13 protein-coding genes, 3 rRNA genes and 1 other annotated feature are annotated in these 23,835 nt (G+C 40.6%); of the genes, 15 read left to right on the forward strand and 1 reads right to left on the reverse strand.

Annotation, left to right across the window (positions count from 1 at the left end; genetic code table 11):
* The 12 genes from dnaA to MKY09_RS00060 all read left to right on the forward strand — a co-directional run bounded on the left by dnaA (position 1) and on the right by MKY09_RS00060 (position 18,983).
* The gene (gene dnaA / locus MKY09_RS00005) at positions 1-1,344 is read left to right on the forward strand and encodes a chromosomal replication initiator protein DnaA (RefSeq protein ID WP_340881197.1); all 1,344 of its coding nucleotides are present in this window, start codon (positions 1-3) and stop codon (positions 1,342-1,344) included.
* A 170-nt stretch (positions 1,345-1,514) separates the two neighbouring features.
* The gene (gene dnaN, locus MKY09_RS00010) at positions 1,515-2,651 is read left to right on the forward strand and encodes a DNA polymerase III subunit beta (RefSeq protein ID WP_169359831.1); all 1,137 of its coding nucleotides are present in this window, start codon (positions 1,515-1,517) and stop codon (positions 2,649-2,651) included.
* Positions 2,652-2,758: 107 nt separating this feature from the next.
* Positions 2,759-2,986 carry a S4 domain-containing protein YaaA gene (gene yaaA, locus MKY09_RS00015; RefSeq protein WP_169359832.1) on the forward strand — a complete coding sequence of 76 codons (228 nt, stop codon included), beginning with the start codon at positions 2,759-2,761 and terminating at the stop codon, positions 2,984-2,986.
* A 1-nt stretch (position 2,987) separates the two neighbouring features.
* Positions 2,988-4,100, forward strand: a complete 1,113-nt coding sequence (gene recF, locus MKY09_RS00020) for a DNA replication/repair protein RecF (protein WP_342567332.1) — start codon at positions 2,988-2,990, stop codon at positions 4,098-4,100.
* A gap of 48 nt (positions 4,101-4,148) precedes the next feature.
* A complete protein-coding gene (gene gyrB, locus MKY09_RS00025; RefSeq protein ID WP_342568272.1) occupies positions 4,149-6,071 on the forward strand; it encodes a DNA topoisomerase (ATP-hydrolyzing) subunit B in 1,923 nt (640 codons plus the stop codon).
* 27 nt (positions 6,072-6,098) lie between these two features.
* Positions 6,099-8,624 (forward strand): DNA gyrase subunit A, encoded by a 2,526-nt coding sequence (gene gyrA, locus MKY09_RS00030; RefSeq protein WP_342567333.1) that lies wholly within the window; start codon positions 6,099-6,101, stop codon positions 8,622-8,624.
* A gap of 170 nt (positions 8,625-8,794) precedes the next feature.
* Positions 8,795-9,904, forward strand: a complete 1,110-nt coding sequence (locus MKY09_RS00035; protein ID WP_169359835.1) for an HD-GYP domain-containing protein — start codon at positions 8,795-8,797, stop codon at positions 9,902-9,904.
* Positions 9,905-10,329: 425 nt separating this feature from the next.
* Positions 10,330-11,884 (forward strand): 16S ribosomal RNA (locus MKY09_RS00040).
* A 241-nt stretch (positions 11,885-12,125) separates the two neighbouring features.
* Positions 12,126-15,054: ribosomal RNA gene (locus tag MKY09_RS00045) — 23S ribosomal RNA — on the forward strand.
* Positions 15,055-15,110: 56 nt separating this feature from the next.
* Positions 15,111-15,226 (forward strand): 5S ribosomal RNA (gene rrf, locus MKY09_RS00050).
* The 16S, 23S and 5S rRNA genes sit together here, the layout of an rRNA operon.
* Before the next feature lie 822 nt (positions 15,227-16,048).
* Complete coding sequence (gene guaB, locus MKY09_RS00055) at positions 16,049-17,515, forward strand: IMP dehydrogenase (protein ID WP_169361358.1); 1,467 nt, start codon at positions 16,049-16,051, stop codon at positions 17,513-17,515.
* Positions 17,516-17,612: 97 nt separating this feature from the next.
* A complete protein-coding gene (locus MKY09_RS00060; RefSeq protein WP_251557227.1) occupies positions 17,613-18,983 on the forward strand; it encodes a serine hydrolase in 1,371 nt (456 codons plus the stop codon).
* Between the two features lie 90 nt (positions 18,984-19,073).
* Here the strand turns inward: MKY09_RS00060 and MKY09_RS00065 are convergent, their stop codons facing one another.
* Positions 19,074-20,528: a PLP-dependent aminotransferase family protein gene (locus tag MKY09_RS00065; RefSeq protein WP_342567334.1), complete on the reverse strand. Its 1,455-nt coding sequence runs from the start codon at positions 20,526-20,528 to the stop codon at positions 19,074-19,076.
* A gap of 51 nt (positions 20,529-20,579) precedes the next feature.
* Here MKY09_RS00065 and pdxS point away from each other — a divergent pair, with 51 nt between their 5' ends.
* From pdxS to serS, 3 genes are all read left to right on the forward strand, one after another.
* On the forward strand, positions 20,580-21,470 hold the full coding sequence (gene pdxS / locus MKY09_RS00070; protein ID WP_169361356.1) for a pyridoxal 5'-phosphate synthase lyase subunit PdxS: 891 nt from the start codon (positions 20,580-20,582) through the stop codon (positions 21,468-21,470).
* Between the two features lies 1 nt (position 21,471).
* Positions 21,472-22,065, forward strand: a complete 594-nt coding sequence (gene pdxT, locus MKY09_RS00075) for a pyridoxal 5'-phosphate synthase glutaminase subunit PdxT (RefSeq protein ID WP_169361355.1) — start codon at positions 21,472-21,474, stop codon at positions 22,063-22,065.
* A gap of 24 nt (positions 22,066-22,089) precedes the next feature.
* Positions 22,090-22,301, forward strand: a binding site (T-box leader).
* An 81-nt stretch (positions 22,302-22,382) separates the two neighbouring features.
* The gene (serS, locus tag MKY09_RS00080) at positions 22,383-23,657 is read left to right on the forward strand and encodes a serine--tRNA ligase (protein ID WP_169361354.1); all 1,275 of its coding nucleotides are present in this window, start codon (positions 22,383-22,385) and stop codon (positions 23,655-23,657) included.
* Positions 23,658-23,835: the final 178 nt, after the last annotated feature.

A 23,835-nucleotide genomic window follows, 5' to 3' on the forward strand; every position in this document is an offset into this window, starting at 1 on the left:
TTGGAACACTTTGAAGAACTTTGGGCTAAGGTTCTCTCTGAAGTAGAAAAGAAAACATCGAAACCAAGCTTCGAAACCTGGTTAAAATCAACAAAGATGCTTTCTTATAAGGGAGACACTGTAACCATAGCTGCGCCCAATTCCTTTGCTAGGGATTGGCTTGAAAATCACTATGTTCATTTAATTGCTGGGATTCTTACAGAACTTACTGGCAATGAATTATTAATTTCTTTTGTAGTACCTAAGGGTCAGGACTTTGATGACTTTGAAATACCAAAGCCAAAAACACCGGTTACTCCAGATGATCAGCCAGACTTTTCTCCTGGAATGCTTAACTCAAAAAATACATTTGATACTTTTGTCATTGGTTCTGGTAACCGTTTTGCCCATGCTGCCTCTTTAGCTGTAGCAGAAGCACCTGCAAAAGCATATAATCCTCTTTTCATATACGGAGGAGTTGGATTAGGAAAAACCCACTTAATGCACGCGATTGGACACTATGTTCAAGAACACAATCCGAATGCAAAAGTGGTTTATTTATCTTCTGAAAAATTCACGAACGAATTTATTAATTCTATTCGCGACAACAAAGCAGTAGACTTCCGAAATAAGTATCGAAATGTAGATGTTCTCTTAATAGATGATATTCAGTTCCTTGCCGGAAAAGAATCAACTCAAGAAGAATTTTTTCATACTTTTAATGCTTTACATGAAGAATCTAAACAAATTGTTATCTCCAGTGACAGACCACCTAAGGAGATTCCCACGTTAGAGGATCGTTTACGCTCCCGTTTTGAATGGGGCTTGATAACAGATATAGCACCACCTGATTTAGAAACAAGAATTGCTATTTTACGTAAAAAAGCACGCGCAGACGGTTTGGATATTTCCGATGAAGTTATGGCCTATATCGCAAATCAAATTGACTCGAATATAAGAGAGCTGGAAGGTGCACTTATTCGCGTAGTGGCCTATTCCTCGCTTGTTAATAAAGATATTAATATAGACTTGGCTGCTGAAGCGTTAAAAGATATTCTGCCAAATGCACGTCCAAGAATTATTACGATCTTAGATATCCAAAAGGTTGTAGGAGAGCATTTTCATATAAGATTAGAAGATTTTACTGCGAAGAAGCGTACCAAATCTATCGCATTCCCTCGTCAGATAGCTATGTTTCTTTCCCGTGAGCTAACTGATTTCTCATTGCCTAAGATTGGTGAAGAGTTTGGTGGACGTGATCATACTACAGTAATTCATGCACACGATAAAATAGCTACGATGCTAAAAACAGATATGAACCTGCAGGATGATATAAAGCAAATAAAATCTATCCTCGGTAGATAATTAGATTGTGGATAAGTTCCTATTTTAGGTCCATACTTAAACACAAGTTATACACATGGGGATATGTGGCGAAATATAGCGAAAAATGCACTTATCAACATATCCACAAGCCCTATTACTATATCTATTAATCTTTTAATAAATAATAAATATATAAGTGAGGTACTAAAATGAAATTTGAAGTAATGAGAGATAGTCTATTAAATGGACTAAATGATGTAATGAAAGCAGTAAGTTCTAAAACAACAATTCCTATACTGACTGGATTAAAATTAGAAGTAACAAAAGAAGGTTTGTATTTGACTGGTAGTGATTCAGATATTACAATCCAAACATTTATACCAGTTGAAAAAAATGGAGAACAAATTATAAAGATCGTAGAACCAGGATCAATAGTTGTCCAAGCAAGAATGTTTAGTGAGATTGTTCGTAAATTACCTACTAACGATGTAGAAATTGAAGTTACAAACCAATTCCACACACATATCCGTTCAGGTAAATCAGAATTCAACTTAATAGGCATTGATGCTAGTGAATATCCTTTGTTACCTCAACTTGAAGAAGATCGACAATTCTACATTCCTTCTGACTTGTTGAAATCTATTATTAAAGAAACAGTATTTGCTGTTTCGACATCAGAAAGCAGACCAGTATTAACTGGAGTGAATTGGCAGGTTATTGATGGGGAACTCCACTGTGTAGCTACAGATAGCCATCGTCTAGCAAAAAGAAAAACAGCATTAAAAGATTTACCTGAAGAAAAATATAGCGTAGTAATTCCAGGAAAAAGCTTAAATGAATTAAATAAGATTCTAGAAGAAACTTCTTCCGAAGTAGCTATAGTTATGACTCAGCAGCAAATATTATTCAAAACCGAGGATGTATTATTTTACTCTAGATTGTTAGAAGGAAATTACCCTGACACATCTAGACTGATCCCAAGCGAATATAAAACAACTATTGTTGTTAACGGTAAATCTTTATTGCAAGCAATAGATCGTGCGTCCTTATTGGCACGAGAAGAAAGAAATAATGTAGTTCGTTTTTCAACTCTAGATTTAAATTCCTTAGAAGTTTCCTCCAACTCTCCTGAAATCGGAAAAGTAGAAGAACAAATTCTAGCGGAAACGATAGAAGGCGAAGAGCTTAAGATTTCTTTCAGTGCTAAATACATGATGGATGCACTAAAGGCGATTGATGGACAAGATGTAAAAATTCTTTTTGCAGGGACAATGAGACCGTTTGTTTTAAAATCTGTACATGACGATTCAATCTTGCAATTAATCCTTCCAGTAAGAACTTACTAAACAGCATAAACAAGAGATAGTCACCAATAGTGGCTATCTTTTTTACTTATTTGCTTTATTAGGGTAAAATGGAGGGATAAACAAAATGAGAAGAGGTTGAATAATTAGTGGAAGAGATTCGTTTTGATTCGGAATTTATTACCTTAGGTCAATTACTTAAGATGACAGACGCAATAAGTTCAGGTGGAATGGCTAAATGGTTTTTGAGCGAAAATCCCGTATATATAAACGGAGAAGCAGATCAACGAAGAGGTAGAAAAATAAGAAACAAAGATGTAGTGAATATTCCAGGAGTAGGAAAATTTCTAATGATTGGACCTGAGAACGGAGAGTAATATGTATATTGAACGACTTGAGCTTAAAAACTTCCGTAATTACGATTCAATAGAATTGGATTTTTCCTCTAAAATAAATGTGTTGATTGGGGAAAATGCCCAAGGTAAAACTAACTTAATGGAATCCCTATATGTATTATCAATGGCGAAGTCTCATAGAACTTCTAATGATAAAGAATTGATACGCTGGGAAGCAGAGTATGGTAAAATAATAGGGGATATACACAAAAAATATGGACGACTCCCCTTGGAATTAATACTCTCCAAAAAAGGAAAAAAAGCAAAGGTGAATCACCTAGAACAAAATAGACTCAGTGACTACATAGGTCAGCTTAATGTTGTCATGTTTGCACCAGAGGATTTGTTTTTGGTTAAAGGTAGTCCTCAAGTCAGAAGACGTTTTCTAGATATGGAAATAGGACAAATATCTCCTAGGTATTTACATGATTTGCTTAACTTTCAAAAGATTTTAAAGCAAAGAAACCATATTTTAAAAAAACATCAAGGTCAATCTAAGTTAAATGATGTCATGTTTGACGTTTATACAGAACAATATATAAATGCTGCAGTAAAAGTAATTCAAAAAAGATTCCAATTTATGGAATTGCTTCAAAAGTGGGCAGAACCAATTCACTTTGGTATCTCACGAGGATTAGAAAAACTCACAGTTGCATATGACTCTACTATAGGTATTAAAGCAGACTATTCAGAAAGTCAGATGAAGACAACTTTAGAGACAAAAATATTTGAAAATCAAAAAAGAGAATTAGATCGCGGAGTCACTTTGTATGGTCCTCATCGTGATGACCTTAAATTTTTTGTCAATAACTATGATGTTCAAACTTATGGTTCGCAAGGACAACAAAGAACAACAGCCTTATCACTTAAATTAGCCGAAATCGAATTGATAAAACAGGAGGTAGGTGAAGCTCCTGTTTTATTGCTGGATGACGTTCTATCGGAATTAGATGACTATCGACAATCGCATCTATTAACGACTATTCACGGTGACGTTCAGACGTTTGTTACAACGACAAGTATTGAAGGAATAGCCCATGACACGATTAAACAGGCAAAGATGTTTCATGTGGAACAAGGGGCAGTTATAAAATAAAATTCACCAGTATGGAAAGTAATGAAAGAGTGGGTGAGCAAGTTGGCAATGGAAGAGAAAGATTTACAACCATCTTATGATGCTGATCAGATACAAGTATTAGAAGGTTTAGAAGCGGTAAGAAAACGTCCCGGAATGTACATAGGGACTACTAGCTCTAAAGGACTTCACCATCTTGTATGGGAAATCGTTGATAACAGTATTGATGAGGCGCTTGCTGGTTATTGCGATCATATTATTGTAACGATTGAAAAAGACAATTGGATTCGTGTGGAAGACAATGGCCGTGGTATACCAGTTGATAACCAAGAAAAAATGGGAAAACCTGCAGTTGAAGTTATAATGACTGTTCTTCATGCAGGTGGTAAATTTGGCGGCGGCGGATATAAAGTGTCCGGTGGGCTTCATGGTGTTGGTGCATCAGTAGTAAATGCCTTGTCAGAGTATACGGAAGTTTATGTTAAACGCGATGGAAAAATTCATACGATTAAGTTTGAACGAGGAGCTGTTGCTTCACCTTTAGAAGTAACGGGAGAAGCATTAGAAACAGGAACTACTACAAGATTTAAAGCAGACTCGCAAATTTTTACGGAAACAACTGTTTATGAGTATGATATCTTAGCGCACCGCGTAAGAGAATTAGCTTATTTAAACCGTGGTTTGACTATCACTATTGCAGATGAACGAGAAGGCCAAGAAAAATCAGTTAAATACCTTTACGAAGGCGGTATTAAATCTTACGTAGAGGATCTAAATAAATCAAAAGAGCCAATTACAGAAGAAGCTATTTTTGTAGAAGGTGAGAAAGACGGAATATCTATTGAAATTGCCATGCAATATAATGCTGGATATTCATCAAACATTTTATCTTTCGCAAATAATATTAATACGTATGAAGGCGGAACACATGAATCTGGCTTTAAAACTGCCCTTACTCGTGTAATTAACGATTATGCAAGAAAAAATGGTTTACTAAAAGATTCAGAAACAAACTTGTCTGGTGATGATGTACGAGAAGGTTTAACTGCTATTGTTTCAGTAAAACATCCCGATCCTCAATTTGAAGGACAAACCAAAACAAAACTCGGTAACTCCGAAGTAAGCACTATTACTAATAGTTTGTTTGCTGAAGGTTTTGACCGATTTTTATTAGAAAACCCTCAAATTGCTAGAAAAATTGTGGATAAAGGGCTGATGGCTGCCCGTGCACGTGTAGCTGCGAAAAAAGCACGAGAATTAACTCGTCGTAAGTCAGCTTTAGAGGTATCTAGCTTACCAGGGAAATTAGCAGATTGTTCTTCCCGTATTCCAGCAGATAGCGAATTGTATATAGTTGAGGGTGACTCAGCAGGTGGATCAGCGAAATCAGGACGAGATCGTCACTATCAAGCTATTCTTCCATTACGAGGAAAAATATTAAACGTGGAAAAAGCACGTTTAGATAGAATACTTGGAAATGCAGAGATTCGTACTATGATTACAGCTTTAGGTACTGGCATTGGGGAAGAGTTTATTTTAGAAAAAGCTCGTTATCATAAAATCATTATCATGACCGATGCGGACGTAGATGGAGCTCATATTCGTACATTATTACTTACCTTCTTCTTCCGATTTATGAGACCATTGATTGAAGCAGGTTATGTGTATGCAGCACAACCACCTTTATATCAAGTGAAACAAGGAAAACATGTAGAGTATTGCTATAATGATGAACAACTAAAAGAAATTTTAGATCGATTGCCTAAAACGTCTAAGCCAAACATTCAACGTTACAAAGGACTTGGAGAAATGGATGCAACTCAACTTTGGGAAACAACAATGGATCCAGAAAATCGTACATTGCTTCAAGTTAACTTGGATAATGCAATGGAGGCAGATGAAGTCTTCACACAGCTGATGGGTGAAGAGGTAGAGCCTCGTCGTCAGTTTATCGAAGACAATGCTGTATATGTGAAAAATTTAGATATTTAAGAATGTGTTTAACTGGAGGTCTTTAGGATGTCAGAAATACCGAATAAAGGTGTCAGAGGGATCAATATTAGTACAGAAATGAGAACATCCTTTCTTGACTATGCGATGAGCGTTATTGTATCCCGTGCATTACCTGACGTACGAGACGGGTTAAAGCCCGTACATCGTCGAATTTTATATGGGATGCAAGAACTAGGAAATACACCAGATAAGCCTCATAAAAAATCTGCTCGTATCGTAGGAGACGTAATGGGGAAATACCATCCACATGGTGACTCCTCCATTTATGATGCAATGGTTCGTATGGCGCAGGATTTTAGCTATCGTTACATGCTGGTAGACGGTCATGGAAACTTTGGATCTGTCGATGGAGACGGAGCAGCAGCTATGCGATATACAGAATCACGTATGTCCAAAATTGCTTTAGAATTATTACGCGATATAAATAAAAATACGATTGATTATAAAGATAACTATGATGGTCAAGAAAAAGAGCCAGTTGTGTTACCAAGTAGATACCCAAATTTACTTGTAAATGGGGCTTCGGGAATTGCTGTAGGTATGGCAACTAACATTCCTTCCCACCATCTTGGGGAAGTAATAGACGGGGTTTTGGCTTTAACAGAAAACCCAGCTATCACTATTGAAGAATTAATGAATATTATTCCTGGTCCTGATTTCCCAACAGGCGGTATCATATTGGGCCGAAGCGGGATCCGTCGTGCTTATGAGACTGGGAAGGGCTCTATCCTCATCCGTGCGAAGGTCGAGATTGAACAAAAGCCTAGCGGGAAAGAAGTAATTATCGTTAAAGAAATTCCATATCAAGTAAATAAAGCTCGTCTAATTGAAAAAATAGCAGAGCTTGTACGTGATAAGAAAATTGATGGAATTACTCATTTGGCTGATGAATCAGATCGAAATGGAATGCGTATTGTTATTGAAGTTCGTAAGGATGCAAATTCTCACGTGCTCCTCAATAACTTATACAAACAAACCGCACTACAATCGAGCTTTGGTATTAATATGTTAGCGTTGGTGGACAACCAGCCTAAAGTGTTGAACCTAAAAGAAATGCTTTACTATTATCTAGAACATCAAAAAGTAGTAATCCGTCGTCGTACGCAGTTTGAATTGAACAAGGCTGAAGACCGCGCGCATATTCTAGAAGGTTTACGAATTGCATTAGATCATATTGATGAAATTATTAAGCTAATTCGTTCTTCTCAAACAGGAGAAATAGCAAAAAATGGCTTAATGGAGCAGTTCAATTTATCAGAACGACAAGCGCAAGCAATTCTGGATATGCGTTTACAACGCTTAACTGGATTAGAGCGCGATAAAATTGAAGATGAATATAAGGCATTAGTACAATTAATAGAGGAACTAAAATTCATCTTAGCTAATGAATATCGAGTAATTGAAATCATCCGGGAAGAAATCACGGAGATTAAAGATCGCTATGCAGATAAACGCCGTACGGAGATTGTTGCAGGAGGAGCAGAGGTCTTTGAAGATGAAGACTTAATACCTGTAGAAAATTCTGTGCTTACTTTAACAAATAAAGGGTATATTAAACGTTTACCTGCAAATACGTATAAGAGTCAAAAACGTGGTGGTCGTGGGGTACAAGGAATGGGAACTAATGAAGATGATTTCGTTGAGCATTTATTGTATACATCCACCCATGATACGATTCTATTCTTTACGAATAATGGTAAGGTATACCGTGCAAGAGGATTTGAAATTCCAGAGTATGGTCGAACAGCAAAAGGCCTGCCACTGGTTAATCTTCTAGGCATTGAGAAAAATGAGCATGTAACTGCGATGATCCCAATGGCTTCATTTGAAGAAGATAATTACTTAATCTTTACGACTAAGCATGGTGTAACAAAAAGAACACCAGTATCAGGTTTTGCACATATCCGTGCTAACGGTTTAATAGCTATCTCTTTACGTGAAAAGGATGAACTAATAGGAGTTCGTTTAACCAACGGTAAAAAAGAGATTATCATAGGTACACGCCAAGGTAAGCTAGTAAGATTCGAAGAAACAGATATACGTTCTATGGGCCGGACTGCTGGAGGAGTAAGAGGAATCCGTTTGAAGGATGACGATTACGTAGTAGGAATGGAAATTATAGAACCTGGACAAGAGATACTAGTGGTTACGGAGAATGGTTACGGTAAACGTACACCAGAATCTGAGTATAGATTGCAAACTAGAGGTGGTATGGGTGTGAAAACATGCCAAATCACTGATAAGAATGGACCTTTATGTGCCGTGAAGGCAGTAGATGGTTCTGAAGACTTGATGCTAATCACAATTAATGGCATGTTGATCCGTATGGATGTAAACGATATTTCTATGACAGGACGAAGTACTCAAGGTGTTCGTCTAATGAGATTATCTGGCAGCGAGTTAATTGCTACCGTAGCAAAAGTTGAAAAAGAAGAGGAAGAAGAAGTAATAGATGCTGAAATGGAAGAAGCAGCTGTTGCTCCTGATGAAGATTCATCCTCAACAGAAGAAATAGAAGAAATAGAAGAATAAGTAAGTAAACTACCCTTAGACACTGTTTAAGGGTAGTTTTTTTTAGTTAGATAACTGTAGCTAAGTGAAAATACGATTTATATTAATTAGATAAACATAGAATTCGCATATACAAGAATCAATAGAATTTAGTATAATTAAGGAAAATAAAAGAAAAAGCAGGGTAACAAATGGAATATATCTTACAAAATCTAGAAGAGGTTAGAATTGGTAGTATAATAGCCGAAGATCTGTTTGTGAATACAAAGTCCCCAGTCGTGCGTAAAGATACAAAAGTCTCTAGGGAACATATTGAGGTACTAAGAGCATTTAACATTATTAAAGTACCCATCTCTGTTGAAAATATCTTTAATAGGTCAGAAGAAGAAATTCTCGAGTTAAACAATAAAAAACAAGTAGATGAGCAGAAAAATAGTAACTCCTTATCGAATAAAACAAACTTTAATACCTTATATAACCAAGCGGTAAATAACTTCTTTAAAGAGTTTACAGCATGGGAAACAGGAGTAAAGGTGGATGTAGCAAAACTAAGAAATATTGTTATGCCTTTAGTAGATCGTGCGATGCAGGAGAAACATATATTTTCTCTTTTAAATAGTTTTTCTTCTATGGATAAATATGTAGCTCACCATTCTATAGCAGTAGGCATATTATCGGGAGCTATTGCTAAAAAGCTTCGTTACGAGCCGGGTCTCATCAACCAAATAGCGACTGCAGGCTTATTAGCTGACGCTGGAATGGCTAAGGTAAACTATAAGATTAGAGATAAAAAGACGCCACTTACGGAAAATGAGTTTTCCGAAATCAAAAAACATACCATTTTTAGCTTCCAAGCTATTAAAGATAGTCCTTTATTGAAGCCGGAGATGAAACTAGCAATCTTTCAGCACCACGAAAGATTAGATGGAAGTGGTTATCCTAAAGGAGAAAGAATGAACAATATATCTCTATTCTCTCAGATTATAGCTGTGGCTGATGTTTATCATGCAATGACATCAGAACGTATATATCGGGCTAAAGCTTCCTCTTTTAAAGTGTTAGAGATGATTAAAGAAGAAGAGTTTGGTAAGTATAATATAGAAGTAGTCAATGCTCTCATCTCCCTTGTCTGTGATTTACCTATTTCCACAAAGGTGAGATTGTCAGATGGAGAACTGGCAGAGATTATCTTTATTCATAGAGATTCTCCAATGAGACCTATGATCCGTCTCCTGGAAACCGGCCATATAATTGATTTGGCAGGAAAGAGATCCTTGCATATTGAAAGTGTAATCAATTGATAAGATAATGAAGTACCCTTCTAAACTAAAGAAGTAACTCAAGCACTAGAACCTTTTTGAAATGGCTGTTATATAGAAGAATCACTTAGAACTTTTATAAGTGATTCTCATACTTTAAATAGTTCTAAAGTTTATTCTTAAAAAGTATTGACGAATAGGTTCAAAGGATGGTATAGTAATCAAGTTCTCATTTTTAATTCTTATTTGCAAAAAAAACAATTTGAATAAAGTTGTTGACAGAAAGATAAAAATTTGATATGATAATAAAGCTGTCGGAACAAACGACACAATGAACATTGAAAACTGAACATGCAAAACGTTAAGACATACAGCATCAACAAGCTTCGGCTTGATTGACGCAAAACAATTTTTGACATCATTTAATGATGATGCCAGCAAAACAAAATGAGCTTTTTAAGTTCTCTATTATGGAGAGTTTGATCCTGGCTCAGGACGAACGCTGGCGGCGTGCCTAATACATGCAAGTCGAGCGGATGATGAAGAAGCTTGCTTCTTCTGATTTAGCGGCGGACGGGTGAGTAACACGTGGGCAACCTGCCCTGTAGATTGGGATAACTCCGGGAAACCGGGGCTAATACCGAATAATCCATTACCTCACATGAGGAAATGTTAAAAGACGGCATCTCGCTGTCACTACAGGATGGGCCCGCGGCGCATTAGCTAGTTGGTGAGGTAACGGCTCACCAAGGCGACGATGCGTAGCCGACCTGAGAGGGTGATCGGCCACACTGGGACTGAGACACGGCCCAGACTCCTACGGGAGGCAGCAGTAGGGAATCTTCCACAATGGACGAAAGTCTGATGGAGCAACGCCGCGTGAGTGAAGAAGGTTTTCGGATCGTAAAACTCTGTTGTGAGGGAAGAACAAGTACGAGAGTAACTGCTCGTACCTTGACGGTACCTCATTAGAAAGCCACGGCTAACTACGTGCCAGCAGCCGCGGTAATACGTAGGTGGCAAGCGTTGTCCGGAATTATTGGGCGTAAAGCGCGCGCAGGCGGTCCTTTAAGTCTGATGTGAAAGCCCACGGCTCAACCGTGGAGGGTCATTGGAAACTGGGGGACTTGAGTACAGAAGAGGAAAGCGGAATTCCAAGTGTAGCGGTGAAATGCGTAGAGATTTGGAGGAACACCAGTGGCGAAGGCGGCTTTCTGGTCTGTAACTGACGCTGAGGCGCGAAAGCGTGGGGAGCAAACAGGATTAGATACCCTGGTAGTCCACGCCGTAAACGATGAGTGCTAAGTGTTAGGGGGTTTCCGCCCCTTAGTGCTGCAGCTAACGCATTAAGCACTCCGCCTGGGGAGTACGGTCGCAAGACTGAAACTCAAAGGAATTGACGGGGGCCCGCACAAGCGGTGGAGCATGTGGTTTAATTCGAAGCAACGCGAAGAACCTTACCAGGTCTTGACATCCCGCTGACCGGCCTAGAGATAGGCTTTTCCCTTCGGGGACAGCGGTGACAGGTGGTGCATGGTTGTCGTCAGCTCGTGTCGTGAGATGTTGGGTTAAGTCCCGCAACGAGCGCAACCCTTGATCTTAGTTGCCAGCATTCAGTTGGGCACTCTAAGGTGACTGCCGGTGATAAACCGGAGGAAGGTGGGGATGACGTCAAATCATCATGCCCCTTATGACCTGGGCTACACACGTGCTACAATGGACGGTACAGAGGGTCGCAACCCCGCGAGGGTGAGCAAATCCCATAAAACCGTTCTCAGTTCGGATTGTAGGCTGCAACTCGCCTACATGAAGCCGGAATCGCTAGTAATCGTGGATCAGCATGCCACGGTGAATACGTTCCCGGGCCTTGTACACACCGCCCGTCACACCACGAGAGTTTGTAACACCCGAAGTCGGTGGGGTAACCCTTTTGGGAGCCAGCCGCCGAAGGTGGGACAGATGATTGGGGTGAAGTCGTAACAAGGTAGCCGTATCGGAAGGTGCGGCTGGATCACCTCCTTTCTAAGGATATATTCGGAATACAGATCTTTATCTGTATCTTAACGTTTTGCAGTTCAGTTTTGAATGTTCATTCTATATGAGCATTTAAAGCTTTTTAACTTGCTCCTGCGATTACTCGTCGCAAAGGAACAAGCTTTGTTCTTTGAAAACTGGATAAAACGACATCAAAAAAAGAAACAAACGCAAGATATTCAAATTGTGATCACTTACGTGATTGCAAGTGTAGTACTTTTAACTTTTAGGTTAAGTTAATAAGGGCGCACGGTGGATGCCTTGGCACTAGGAGTCGATGAAGGACGGCACTAACACCGATATGCTTCGGGGAGCTGTAAGTGAGCTTCGATCCGAAGATTTCCGAATGGGGAAACCCACTGCCCGTAATGGGGCAGTACATTTGCGTGAATACATAGCGCATCTGAGACACACCCAGGGAACTGAAACATCTAAGTACCTGGAGGAAGAGAAAGAAAATTCGATTCCCTGAGTAGCGGCGAGCGAAACGGGAAGAGCCCAAACCAAGAGGCTTGCCTCTTGGGGTTGTAGGACACTCTATACGGAGTTACAAAAGAATGAGCTAGACGAAGCGATCTGGAAAGGTCCGCAGGATAGGGTAAAAGCCCCGTAGTCAAAAGTTCATTCCCTCCAGAGTGTATCCTGAGTACGGCGGAACACGTGAAATTCCGTCGGAATCCGGGAGGACCATCTCCCAAGGCTAAATACTACCTAGTGACCGATAGTGAACCAGTACCGTGAGGGAAAGGTGAAAAGCACCCCGGAAGGGGAGTGAAATAGACCCTGAAACCGTGTGCCTACAAATAGTCAAAGCCCGTTAACGGGTGATGGCGTGCCTTTTGTAGAATGAACCGGCGAGTTACGATTACATGCGAGGTTAAGTTGAGAAGACGGAGCCGCAGCGAAAGCGAGTCTGAATAGGGCGAATGAGTATGTGGTCGTAGACCCGAAACCAGGTGATCTACCCATGTCCAGGATGAAGGTGAGGTAACACTTACTGGAGGTCCGAACCCACGCACGTTGAAAAGTGCGGGGATGAGGTGTGGGTAGCGGAGAAATTCCAATCGAACCTGGAGATAGCTGGTTCTCTCCGAAATAGCTTTAGGGCTAGCCTCAAACGTTAGAATCTTGGAGGTAGAGCACTGTTTGGACTAGGGGCCCATCCCGGGTTACCGAATTCAGACAAACTCCGAATGCCAATGATTTATGTTTGGGAGTCAGACTGCGAGTGATAAGATCCGTAGTCAAGAGGGAAACAGCCCAGACCACCAGCTAAGGTCCCAAAGTATTTGTTAAGTGGAAAAGGATGTGGCGTTGCTTAGACAACCAGGATGTTGGCTTAGAAGCAGCCATCATTTAAAGAGTGCGTAATAGCTCACTGGTCGAGTGACGCTGCGCCGAAAATGTATCGGGGCTAAACAAATCACCGAAGCTGTGGATTGATACCTTTGGTATCAGTGGTAGGAGAGCGTTCTAAGGGCGTTGAAGTCAGACCGGAAGGACTGGTGGAGCGCTTAGAAGTGAGAATGCCGGTATGAGTAGCGAAAGATGGGTGAGAATCCCATCCACCGTATGACTAAGGTTTCCTGAGGAAGGCTCGTCCGCTCAGGGTTAGTCGGGACCTAAGTCGAGGCCGATAGGCGTAGACGATGGACAACAGGTTGATATTCCTGTACCACCACCCCACCGTTTGAGTGATGGGGGGACGCAGTAGGATAGGGTAAGCGTGCTGTTGGTTATGCACGTCCAAGCAGTGAGGTGTGAGTGTAGGCAAATCCGCACTCTGTAACATTGAGCTGTGATGGCAAGGACGTATGTCCGGAGTTCCTGATTTCACACTGCCAAGAAAAGCCTCTAACGAGGTGGGAGGTGCCCGTACCGCAAACCGACACAGGTAGTCGAGGAGAGAATCCTAAGGTGAGCGAGAGAACTCTCGTTAAGGAACTCGGCAAAATGACCCCGTAACTTCGGGAGAAGGGGTGCTCTTTTGGGTGAATAGCCTAGAAGAGCCGCAGTGAATAGGCCCAGGCGACTGTTTAGCAAAAACACAGGTCTCTGCAAAACCGTAAGGTGAAGTATAGGGGCTGACGCCTGCCCGGTGCTGGAAGGTTAAGAGGAGTGCTTAGCGCAAGCGAAGGTGCGAATTGAAGCCCCAGTAAACGGCGGCCGTAACTATAACGGTCCTAAGGTAGCGAAATTCCTTGTCGGGTAAGTTCCGACCCGCACGAAAGGCGTAACGATCTGGGCACTGTCTCAACGAGAGACTCGGTGAAATTATAGTACCTGTGAAGATGCAGGTTACCCGCGACAGGACGGAAAGACCCCGTGGAGCTTTACTGTAGCTTGATATTGAATTTTGGTGCAACTTGTACAGGATAGGTAGGAGCCTTAGAGCCCGGAGCGCCAGCTTCGGAGGAGGCGTCGGTGGGATACTACCCTGGTTGTATTGAAATTCTAACCCATACCCGTAACCCGGGTAGGAGACAGTGTCAGGCGGGCAGTTTGACTGGGGCGGTCGCCTCCTAAAGTGTAACGGAGGCGCCCAAAGGTTCCCTCAGAATGGTTGGAAATCATTCGAAGAGTGTAAAGGCAGAAGGGAGCTTGACTGCGAGACCTACAAGTCGAGCAGGGTCGAAAGACGGGCTTAGTGATCCGGTGGTTCCGCATGGAAGGGCCATCGCTCAACGGATAAAAGCTACCCCGGGGATAACAGGCTTATCTCCCCCAAGAGTCCACATCGACGGGGAGGTTTGGCACCTCGATGTCGGCTCATCGCATCCTGGGGCTGTAGTCGGTCCCAAGGGTTGGGCTGTTCGCCCATTAAAGCGGTACGCGAGCTGGGTTCAGAACGTCGTGAGACAGTTCGGTCCCTATCCGTCGTGGGCGTAGGAAATTTGAGAGGAGCTGTCCTTAGTACGAGAGGACCGGGATGGACACACCGCTGGTGTACCAGTTGTTCTGCCAAGGGCATCGCTGGGTAGCTATGTGTGGACGGGATAAGTGCTGAAAGCATCTAAGCACGAAGCCCCCCTCAAGATGAGATTTCCCATTACGCAAGTAAGTAAGATCCCTCAAAGACGATGAGGTAGATAGGTTCGGGGTGGAAGCGTGGCGACACGTGCAGCTGACGAATACTAATCGATCGAGGACTTAACCAAATTGTTTGTTTCTAATATGATGTCTTTTATCCAGTTTTGAGTGAACAACTCAAACGTCTAGTGATGATGGCGAAGAGGTCACACCCGTTCCCATACCGAACACGGAAGTTAAGCTCTTCAGCGCCGATGGTAGTTGGGGGTCTCCCCCTGCAAGAGTAGGACGTCGCTGGGCACCAAAAAAAGTCATCACCGAGTAATCGGTGATGACTTTTTTGTTTTGTTTAAAATGAAAAAAAAGCCGAAGGCACTCTCTCTCTAAGCAAGTGGGCGAGAAGCCGGAGGGGCAAAGAGTTCGAGAAAGCAAGGAAGAGAGGATCGGAGCGTATGGCATACGCGAGAACCGAACGACTGCGGCTGACGAAGAAATCTGCCGCCCATCTGGTTTCGCAGCCGCCGATGGTAGTTGGAGGGTCGCCCCTGCAAGAGTAGGACGTCGCTGGGCACCAAAGAAAGTCGTCACCGAGTAATCGGTGGCGGCTTTTTGTTTTGTTTAAAATGAAAAAAAAAAGCCGAAAGCTATCACTCTCCCTATCCACGTATGTGAGAATAGCTTTGAATCTCTTTGCAATTTTCTAGTTTTAAATAAATTTTCATAAGAATATTACATAGGTAAAAATTATTGATATATAGTAATCTACCAGTAAAATCTGTAGTAACAGGCAGTGACACAAGTAGGGATAGCGAGACAGATATACATCACACCTGCGCAGGCTAATGCTCACTCCACAGGAAGTGTCTGCCAGAGCGGACTTATTAAACGCATATAAATATTGATAATACTCTTAGAGAGCGTTTATACATTTATCTATTAAAATAGGAATTATGGACTCAAACCTAGTTTCAACTTAATAGTTTTTAATCTTTTAATAGACAAAGTAATAAAATAATTGAAAGAAAAGTCGGAATATATATATTATTTATCGATTCTTGACAGTCTATGTGCCCGCTGATAACCTTGTAATAATATTTAATTATAGAGGAGGAAGTCAGCGTAATGTGGGAATCGAAATTTCAAAAAGAAGGTTTAACATTCGACGATGTTTTATTAGTTCCAGCTCAATCAGAAGTTTTACCAAAGGATATTAATTTATCAGTACACTTAACATCAAAAATCAAATTAAATATTCCGGTGATCAGTGCTGGTATGGATACTGTTACAGAGGCGAAAATGGCTATTGCTATGGCACGCCAAGGTGGATTAGGAATTATTCATAAAAACATGAGCATTGAGGAACAAGCAGAACAAGTGGAAACAGTTAAACGTTCAGAGAATGGCGTTATCACAGATCCTTTTTATCTAACACCGACTCATCAAGTTTATGATGCAGAGCATTTAATGGGGAAATACCGCATCTCTGGCGTTCCTATAGTAAATAATGAAGAAGAACTAAAGCTAGTCGGAATAATTACGAATCGTGACCTACGATTCATTCAAGACTATTCTTTACCAATTAATGAAGTGATGACTAAAGAACAGTTAGTGACTGCTGCAGTTGGTACTACATTAGAACAAGCTGAAAAAATTCTTCAACAATACAAAATAGAAAAATTACCAATTGTAGATGATAACGGAATCTTAAAAGGTTTAATTACTATTAAAGATATTGAAAAAGTAATTGAGTTTCCTAACGCTGCTAAGGATCAACACGGCCGTTTGTTAGTTGGAGCTGCAGTAGGTGTTACAAGTGATACAATGATTCGCGTGCAAAAGTTAGTAGCTGCACAGGTAGATGTAATTGTTATCGATACAGCTCATGGGCATTCTAAGGGCGTAATAGATGTAGTGAAGGAAATAAGAGCAACCTATCCAGATTTAGATATTATTGCTGGAAATGTCGCAACTGGTGCTGCTACTAAGGCTTTATACGAAGCTGGAGCAGATGTAGTGAAAGTTGGTATCGGTCCAGGATCTATTTGTACTACTCGTGTAGTAGCAGGTGTTGGTGTACCACAAATTACTGCTATTTATGATTGTGCTTCTGAAGCTCGCAAGGCAGGTAAAACGATTATTGCTGATGGTGGTATTAAATTCTCTGGCGATATTGTAAAGGCTTTGGCTGCCGGAGGACATGTAGTTATGTTAGGTAGTCTACTGGCTGGAACTACCGAAAGCCCAGGAGAAACTGAAATCTTCCAAGGAAGACGTTTTAAAGTATACCGAGGAATGGGTTCTATTGCTGCTATGGAAAAAGGATCTAAGGATCGCTATTTCCAAGAGGATGCAAAGAAATTAGTTCCAGAAGGTATTGAAGGACGTCTACCATACAAAGGTCCACTTTCTGATACAATTCATCAGCTTCTTGGTGGAGTTCGAGCAGGTATGGGGTATTGTGGTACAGGCACTTTAGAAGACCTACGAGAAAATGCACAATTTATTCGCATGACTGGTGCCGGTCTACGAGAAAGTCACCCACATGATGTACAAATAACAAAAGAAGCACCAAACTACTCTATCTCTTAAAATAAGTAGAAACTTTCGCACCCATTACACGTCTATATATAGGCCGAATGGGTGCTTTTTTAAAGTGTTATGCACCTAGTTCAAAAAGTATGATAAAATGAGCATTGATAATAGAAAAAGTGGAGGTACAGTAGTGAAGAAATATTGGAAAACAACAATGGTAAAGTGGCTAGTACTTCCGATGTTGCTTGTGTCTTTAGTAGGTGGAATGCCAACTAACACAAAAGCAGAGGAAAGTTTAAATTTAAATGTTGATGCAGCGATCTTAGTAGATGCTGATTCTGGAAAAATTCTTTATGAGCAAAATGCAGATGCAGCTTTAGGAATTGCAAGTATGACAAAAATGATGACCGAATATCTTCTTTTTGAAGCAATAGAAGAAGGTAAAATTTCATGGGAACAACAATATTCAGTAAATGAATATACATATAAAATTTCTCAAGATCGTCGTCTAAGTAACGTGCCTCTACGCGAGGATGGTACTTATTCAATTCGTGAATTATACGAAGCAATGGCAATCTATTCAGCCAATGCAGCAACTATTGCAATAGCTGAAACAATTGCTGGAACTGAAGAAAACTTTGTGAAGTTAATGAATGAAAAAGCTGCAGAAATGGGCTTAGAAAACTATAAATTTGTAAATTCAACAGGCTTAAACAACGCAGATTTACAAGGGATGCATCCGGCAAGCACAGGAGAAACAGATGAAAATGTCATGCCTGCTAGCTCGGTGGCAAAATTAGCTTATCTTCTGATGAAAGACTATCCAGAAGTGTTAGAGACAACAAAGATTCCTCATAAAATTTTTCGCGAGGGCACATCGGATGCTATCAAAATGAGTAACTGGAACTGGATGCTACCAGGACTAGTTTACGAGTATGAAGGCGTAGATGGTTTGAAAACAGGAACAACAGATTTTGCAGGACATTCCTTTACCGGAACTGCTGAAAGAAACGGTATGAGAGTAATCGCTGTAGTCATGAAAGCAGTAGATGCTAACGGAAAAGGAAGTTATGAAGCTAGATTTGACGCAACTAGAGCGTTATTTGATTTTGGTTTTGCCCAGTTTACTAAAGTAGAGCTAATACCAGAAGGATATAAAATTCCTGGCCATAAAAATTTAAAAGTAAATAAAGGAAAAGAAGATACGGTTGCAATTGCAGTGAAAGAACCTATCTCTATGCTGATCAAATCCAGTGATAAAGATCTGTACAAGCCTGTTTTCACTCCATTAGAAGACAAGCTAGAAGCAGAAGTCAAGAAGGATACAGTAGTAGGAAAAGTCCATCTTGAAAAATCTGAAGGTACTGACTATGGGTACATTACTGGCGATCAAGGAAGTGTTGATGTAGTAACAACAGAAGCTGTAGAAAAAGCAGGTTGGTTCAGTTTAATGCTACAAGGCATCGGTAAATTCTTTAGCGGATTATGGGATAGTACAACTGATTTTGTTGGCGGCTTATTTTAACACTTAGGCATTGCAGATAAGGTTGTACATCTTCTATAAAAAGCACTGAAACTCTATATGAGTTTCAGTGCTTTTTGCTTGCAAGGGATATTATGATTTCTCTATTTTGATTGCCCGCATAAGTTCATGTATGGAGGACGAAAGATTCGTAAAATCTAATCCACCAAAACCTAAAACTAACCTTGGAACAGTTTCGTCAATGGGAGAGGTTATATACTTATGCAAACCATAGATTTGAATGTTAGCTTGTTGGGCAAGAGAAACAAGCTCCTCTTCCTTCCTATCTGTCTGGATGGTTAATAGAAGATGCATTCCTGCCTGTTCCCCTGAAAGATTAACAATAGGCTCGTACTCTGAAAGTGTCTTCGTGACTATTTCCAGCTTTCTTTTATAAATTTTACGCATTTTATTTAAGTGCTTTGCAAAGTGACCGTCCTCCATAAATTTCGCAAGTATATGCTGATCCATGCGTGGTACAGTAGCAGAATAATAATAGTATTTGTCCTTATATTGCTTTATAAGCGTGTTTGGAAGGATAGCGTAGGCAATCCTTAAGGAGGGCATGAGAGACTTCGAAAATGTGCTTAAATAAATTACACGGTCGTTTTGATCCATACCTTGTAAAGAAGGTATTGGTTTTCCTGTATATCTAAACTCACTGTCATAATCATCTTCAATAATATATCGTTTCTCTTCCTGATAAGCCCATGCTAGCAGTTGACTTCTGCGTGAGGCTGACATAACAGAACCAGTTGGAAATTGATGAGATGGTGTAACATACATAACCGTTGTATTAGTTTTCTCCAGCTCCTCCACCACTAACCCTTCCTCGTCTACTGGAACAGCAACAGACTTTTCCTCATTCTCTAAAAAAAGATGATGGGATAATGGATACCCAGGATTTTCGTAACCATAAACGGCTTTGTCACCAAGAAGACGAACGAGAAGTGGCATGAGTTGTTCTGTACCTGATCCTAAAATAATTTGCTCTGGTCTGCTTTTTACACCACGGGATTGATAAAGATAGGACGATATTTGTTGTCTTAGTATATAGTCTCCCTGAGGATGTCCTAGCTGCAATAGATCTTTATGGTCTTCATGGGCTAATTCTTTTGCGTATTTTCTCCAAAGAGTAAAAGGAAAAGAATCTTCATCTATCTTTCCCGGTGAGAAGTCTATATGGAAGGAAGTAGCTTTCTCTTCTTTTCCAATAGGAGTATCTTCCTTTTCAATCAGAGCTAGCTCTTCTATGTTTTGGACAAAATACCCTTTTCTTGGCTCCGAATTAATATATCCTTCTGCGACAAGCTGACTATACGAAAGCTCGATCGTTGTTTGACTTAGATCAAGGTATTCAGCTAGTTTTCTTTTAGATGGAAGCTTTTCTCCTTCCTTAATATGACCTTGCACAATGGCATTTTTTAAAAATTTATATAATTGTTCATATAATGGTAGATTTGTGTTTTTTTCTAAAGGGAGCATGAGAAAATCCATTGTATCATCCAATCTGACCACGTTCATTTTATTGTTTCTGGCACTTTTCATATGGTCAATTACCATTATACTAAATTTTATAACAATTAGGAGGTATATAGGATGAATTTACATATGACAGGAACAGAGTTAGTAAAAAGAGGTATGGCTGAGATGCAAAAGGGTGGAGTTATAATGGATGTTATTAATGCGGAGCAGGCTCGTATTGCAGAGGCAGCAGGAGCCGTGGCAGTTATGGCATTAGAACGTGTGCCTTCTGATATTCGTGCTGCGGGAGGAGTGGCTCGTATGGCCGATCCTCGCATAATGGAAGAGGTAATGAGTGCTGTAACGATTCCAGTCATGGCTAAAGCGCGTATCGGACACATCACGGAAGCCAGAATGCTAGAAGCAATGGGTGTGGATTATATTGATGAATCAGAAGTACTGACTCCAGCGGATGAGGAGTATCACCTTCGAAAAAGTGAGTTTACTGTTCCTTTTGTTTGTGGATGTAAGGACTTAGGAGAGGCTGCTCGACGCATAGGAGAAGGTGCATCCATGCTTCGCACAAAAGGAGAGCCTGGGACAGGGAATATTGTAGAAGCAGTTCGTCATTTGCGTAAGGTAAATGCCCAAGTGAGAAAGATTGTGCATATGGATGAGGATGAATTAATGACAGAGGCAAAAATTCTTGGAGCACCGTATGAAATTTTATTGCAAATTAAGCACAAAGGAAAATTGCCAGTAGTAAATTTCGCAGCAGGAGGAGTTGCAACTCCAGCAGATGCTGCACTAATGATGGAGTTAGGAGCAGACGGAGTATTTGTCGGTTCAGGTATATTTAAATCCGATAATCCAGAGAAATTTGCTCGCGCTATTGTAGAGGCAACTACTCATTATCAAGATTATAAATTATTAGTGGAGATTTCAAAGGATTTAGGAATCCCTATGAAGGGAATAGAAATTTCTCGTTTATCCACTGCTGAGCGTATGCAAGATCGAGGGTGGTAAAATGGTGAAAATAGGAGTGCTTGCTCTCCAAGGTGCCGTTACGGAACATATCCGTTCAGTGGAGGAATGCGGGGCAAAGGCAGTAAAGGTTAAAACAAAAGAGGACTTGAAAGAAATAGATGGTTTAATCCTACCTGGTGGAGAAAGTACCGCAATGCGCAAGCTTATAGACCGGTTTGATTTACTAGGTTGTTTAAAGCAGTTTGCAGAGTCAGGCAAGCCTATGTTTGGTACTTGTGCTGGTCTTATATTATTAGCAAAGCAAATTCAAGGTCAGGATACACATCATATTGGTGTGCTACAAGCAACTGTCGCAAGAAATTCCTTCGGTCGTCAGGTGGATAGCTTTGAAACTAATTTAGATATTCAAGGGATAGCAGCAGATTTTCCTGCTATTTTTATAAGGGCTCCACATATTGTGGAAGTAGATAAAAGTGTAGATATTCTTGCTACCCACGAAGAACGCATCGTAATGGCAAGACAGAATCATATATTGGGATGCTCCTTTCATCCCGAATTAACAAATGATCATCGTATAACTGCCTATTTTATACAAATGGTTCAGGAATCGCTTGCCAAACCGGTCAACCTATAGTAAAGTATGGTTAATTTCATGATTTAAAAAACGATGATAGGAAGTAGTAGCAAGTAAGTTTTTTTTAGAGAGTCAGCGGCTGGTGGGAGCTGATAAAAGCGCTTGTGAATCCGTCCTTTGAGTTGCGCAGCTGAAAAATAGGTAAGCTGTGGCCGGTTGAAAAGCCGTTATTAGACAAGTGGATCTGAGATGTCAGATCAATCAGGGTGGCAACGCGGGTAGCTCTCGTCCCTTTTATAAGGGATGGGGGTTTTTTGTCGTTTTTTATGAATTTAAATCTGGTTAATAGGCCAAAAATATCAAGAGGAGGAAATCATATGTTAGATGTAAAATTTGTACGTGATAATTATGAAGAAGTGAAAGCTAAACTTGCGAAGCGTGGAGAAGATATCTCCGAGTTCGATCAATTTCTTCCTTTAGACCAAAAGCGTAGAGAATTAATAGCAAAAACAGAAGTACTAAAGGCAGAAAGAAACGAGGTTTCTCAAAAAATCTCACAAATGAAACGAAATAAAGAGAATGCTGATGATGTAATCGCTCGCATGCGTGAAGTAGGCGATGAGATTAAAGCATTAGATGAAGAACTACGCCAGGTAGAAGAAAAATTTGAATATATGATGATGCGCATTCCAAATATTCCACATGATGACGTTCCAATTGGCGATTCTGAGGATGATAATGTTGAAATTCGTAAATGGGGAGAGGTCCCTGCGTTTAACTTTGATACAAAGGCTCATTGGGATATCGCCACAGATTTAAAAATTGTGGACTTTGAACGAGCTGCAAAAGTAACTGGAAGCCGTTTTGCTTTTTACCGTGGTTTAGGGGCAAGATTAGAGCGCGCGCTATGGAATTTCATGATGGACCTTCATTCAGAAGAGCATGGCTATGAAGAAATGCTACCACCATATATGGCAAACCGTATGAGCCTAACAGGTACTGGACAGCTTCCAAAGTTTGAAGAGGATGCTTTCTTAGTTAACGAGGAGGATTATTTCTTAATCCCAACGGCTGAGGTGCCAGTAACTAACTTCTACCGGGATGAAATTTTAGATGGAGCTGATCTTCCACAAGCCTTTACTGCTTTTAGTGCTTGTTTCCGTTCAGAGGCTGGTTCTGCAGGTAGAGATACACGCGGACTAATCCGTCAGCATCAATTTAATAAAGTTGAGCTGGTACGTTTTGTTAAACCAGAGGATTCTTACGAGCAATTGGACCTTCTAACAGGACATGCAGAAAAGGTTCTTCAGCTTTTAGGACTTCCATATCGTGTGCTACGTATGTGCACAGCAGATCTTGGATTCACTGCAGCGAAGAAGTATGATATTGAAGTATGGTTACCAAGCTATGGCGAATATAAAGAAATTTCTTCATGCAGTAACTTCGAGGACTTCCAAGCTCGTCGTGCTGGAATCCGTTTTAGAAGAGAACCGGGTGCTAAGCCTGAGTTTGTACACACATTAAACGGTAGTGGACTAGCAATCGGACGCACAGTAGCTGCCATCCTAGAAAATTATCAGCAACCAGACGGTTCAGTTAAAATCCCAGAGGTCCTACAACCATATATGGGCGGAAAAACAATTATTAAATAAAGAAAAGCGAAAGCGCCTATGTCTGCCCCGACAGGCAAATGGGGAAAAGTGAGGAGGCAGCTCTTCAGCCACCGGAACTTTTATTCATTTGACCCCGAGGGGCAAGGTGCAGAAGCTAGCCATAAAGAAAAGCGAAAGCGCCTATGTCTGCCCCGACAGGCAAATGATCCGTTATAAG

Origin of the sequence: Psychrobacillus sp. FSL K6-4046, assembly GCF_038624605.1 — a bacterium.
In the GTDB taxonomy this organism is placed as follows: Bacteria; Bacillota; Bacilli; order Bacillales_A; family Planococcaceae; genus Psychrobacillus.

What these genes read in the sequence shown, in the direction of transcription:
- dnaN (WP_169359831.1), top strand. Translation starts at nt 1,515, where the DNA reads ATGAAATTTGAAGTAATGAGAGATAGTCTATTAAATGGACTAAATGAT.
- serS (WP_169361354.1), top strand. Translation starts at nt 22,383, where the DNA reads ATGTTAGATGTAAAATTTGTACGTGATAATTATGAAGAAGTGAAAGCT.
- pdxT (WP_169361355.1), top strand. Translation starts at nt 21,472, where the DNA reads ATGGTGAAAATAGGAGTGCTTGCTCTCCAAGGTGCCGTTACGGAACAT.
- MKY09_RS00035 (WP_169359835.1), top strand. Translation starts at nt 8,795, where the DNA reads ATGGAATATATCTTACAAAATCTAGAAGAGGTTAGAATTGGTAGTATA.
- guaB (WP_169361358.1), top strand. Translation starts at nt 16,049, where the DNA reads ATGTGGGAATCGAAATTTCAAAAAGAAGGTTTAACATTCGACGATGTT.
- gyrB (WP_342568272.1), top strand. Translation starts at nt 4,149, where the DNA reads ATGGAAGAGAAAGATTTACAACCATCTTATGATGCTGATCAGATACAA.
- gyrA (WP_342567333.1), top strand. Translation starts at nt 6,099, where the DNA reads ATGTCAGAAATACCGAATAAAGGTGTCAGAGGGATCAATATTAGTACA.
- MKY09_RS00065 (WP_342567334.1), bottom strand. Translation starts at nt 20,528, where the DNA reads ATGAAAAGTGCCAGAAACAATAAAATGAACGTGGTCAGATTGGATGAT.
- MKY09_RS00060 (WP_251557227.1), top strand. Translation starts at nt 17,613, where the DNA reads ATGAGCATTGATAATAGAAAAAGTGGAGGTACAGTAGTGAAGAAATAT.
- pdxS (WP_169361356.1), top strand. Translation starts at nt 20,580, where the DNA reads ATGAATTTACATATGACAGGAACAGAGTTAGTAAAAAGAGGTATGGCT.
- recF (WP_342567332.1), top strand. Translation starts at nt 2,988, where the DNA reads ATGTATATTGAACGACTTGAGCTTAAAAACTTCCGTAATTACGATTCA.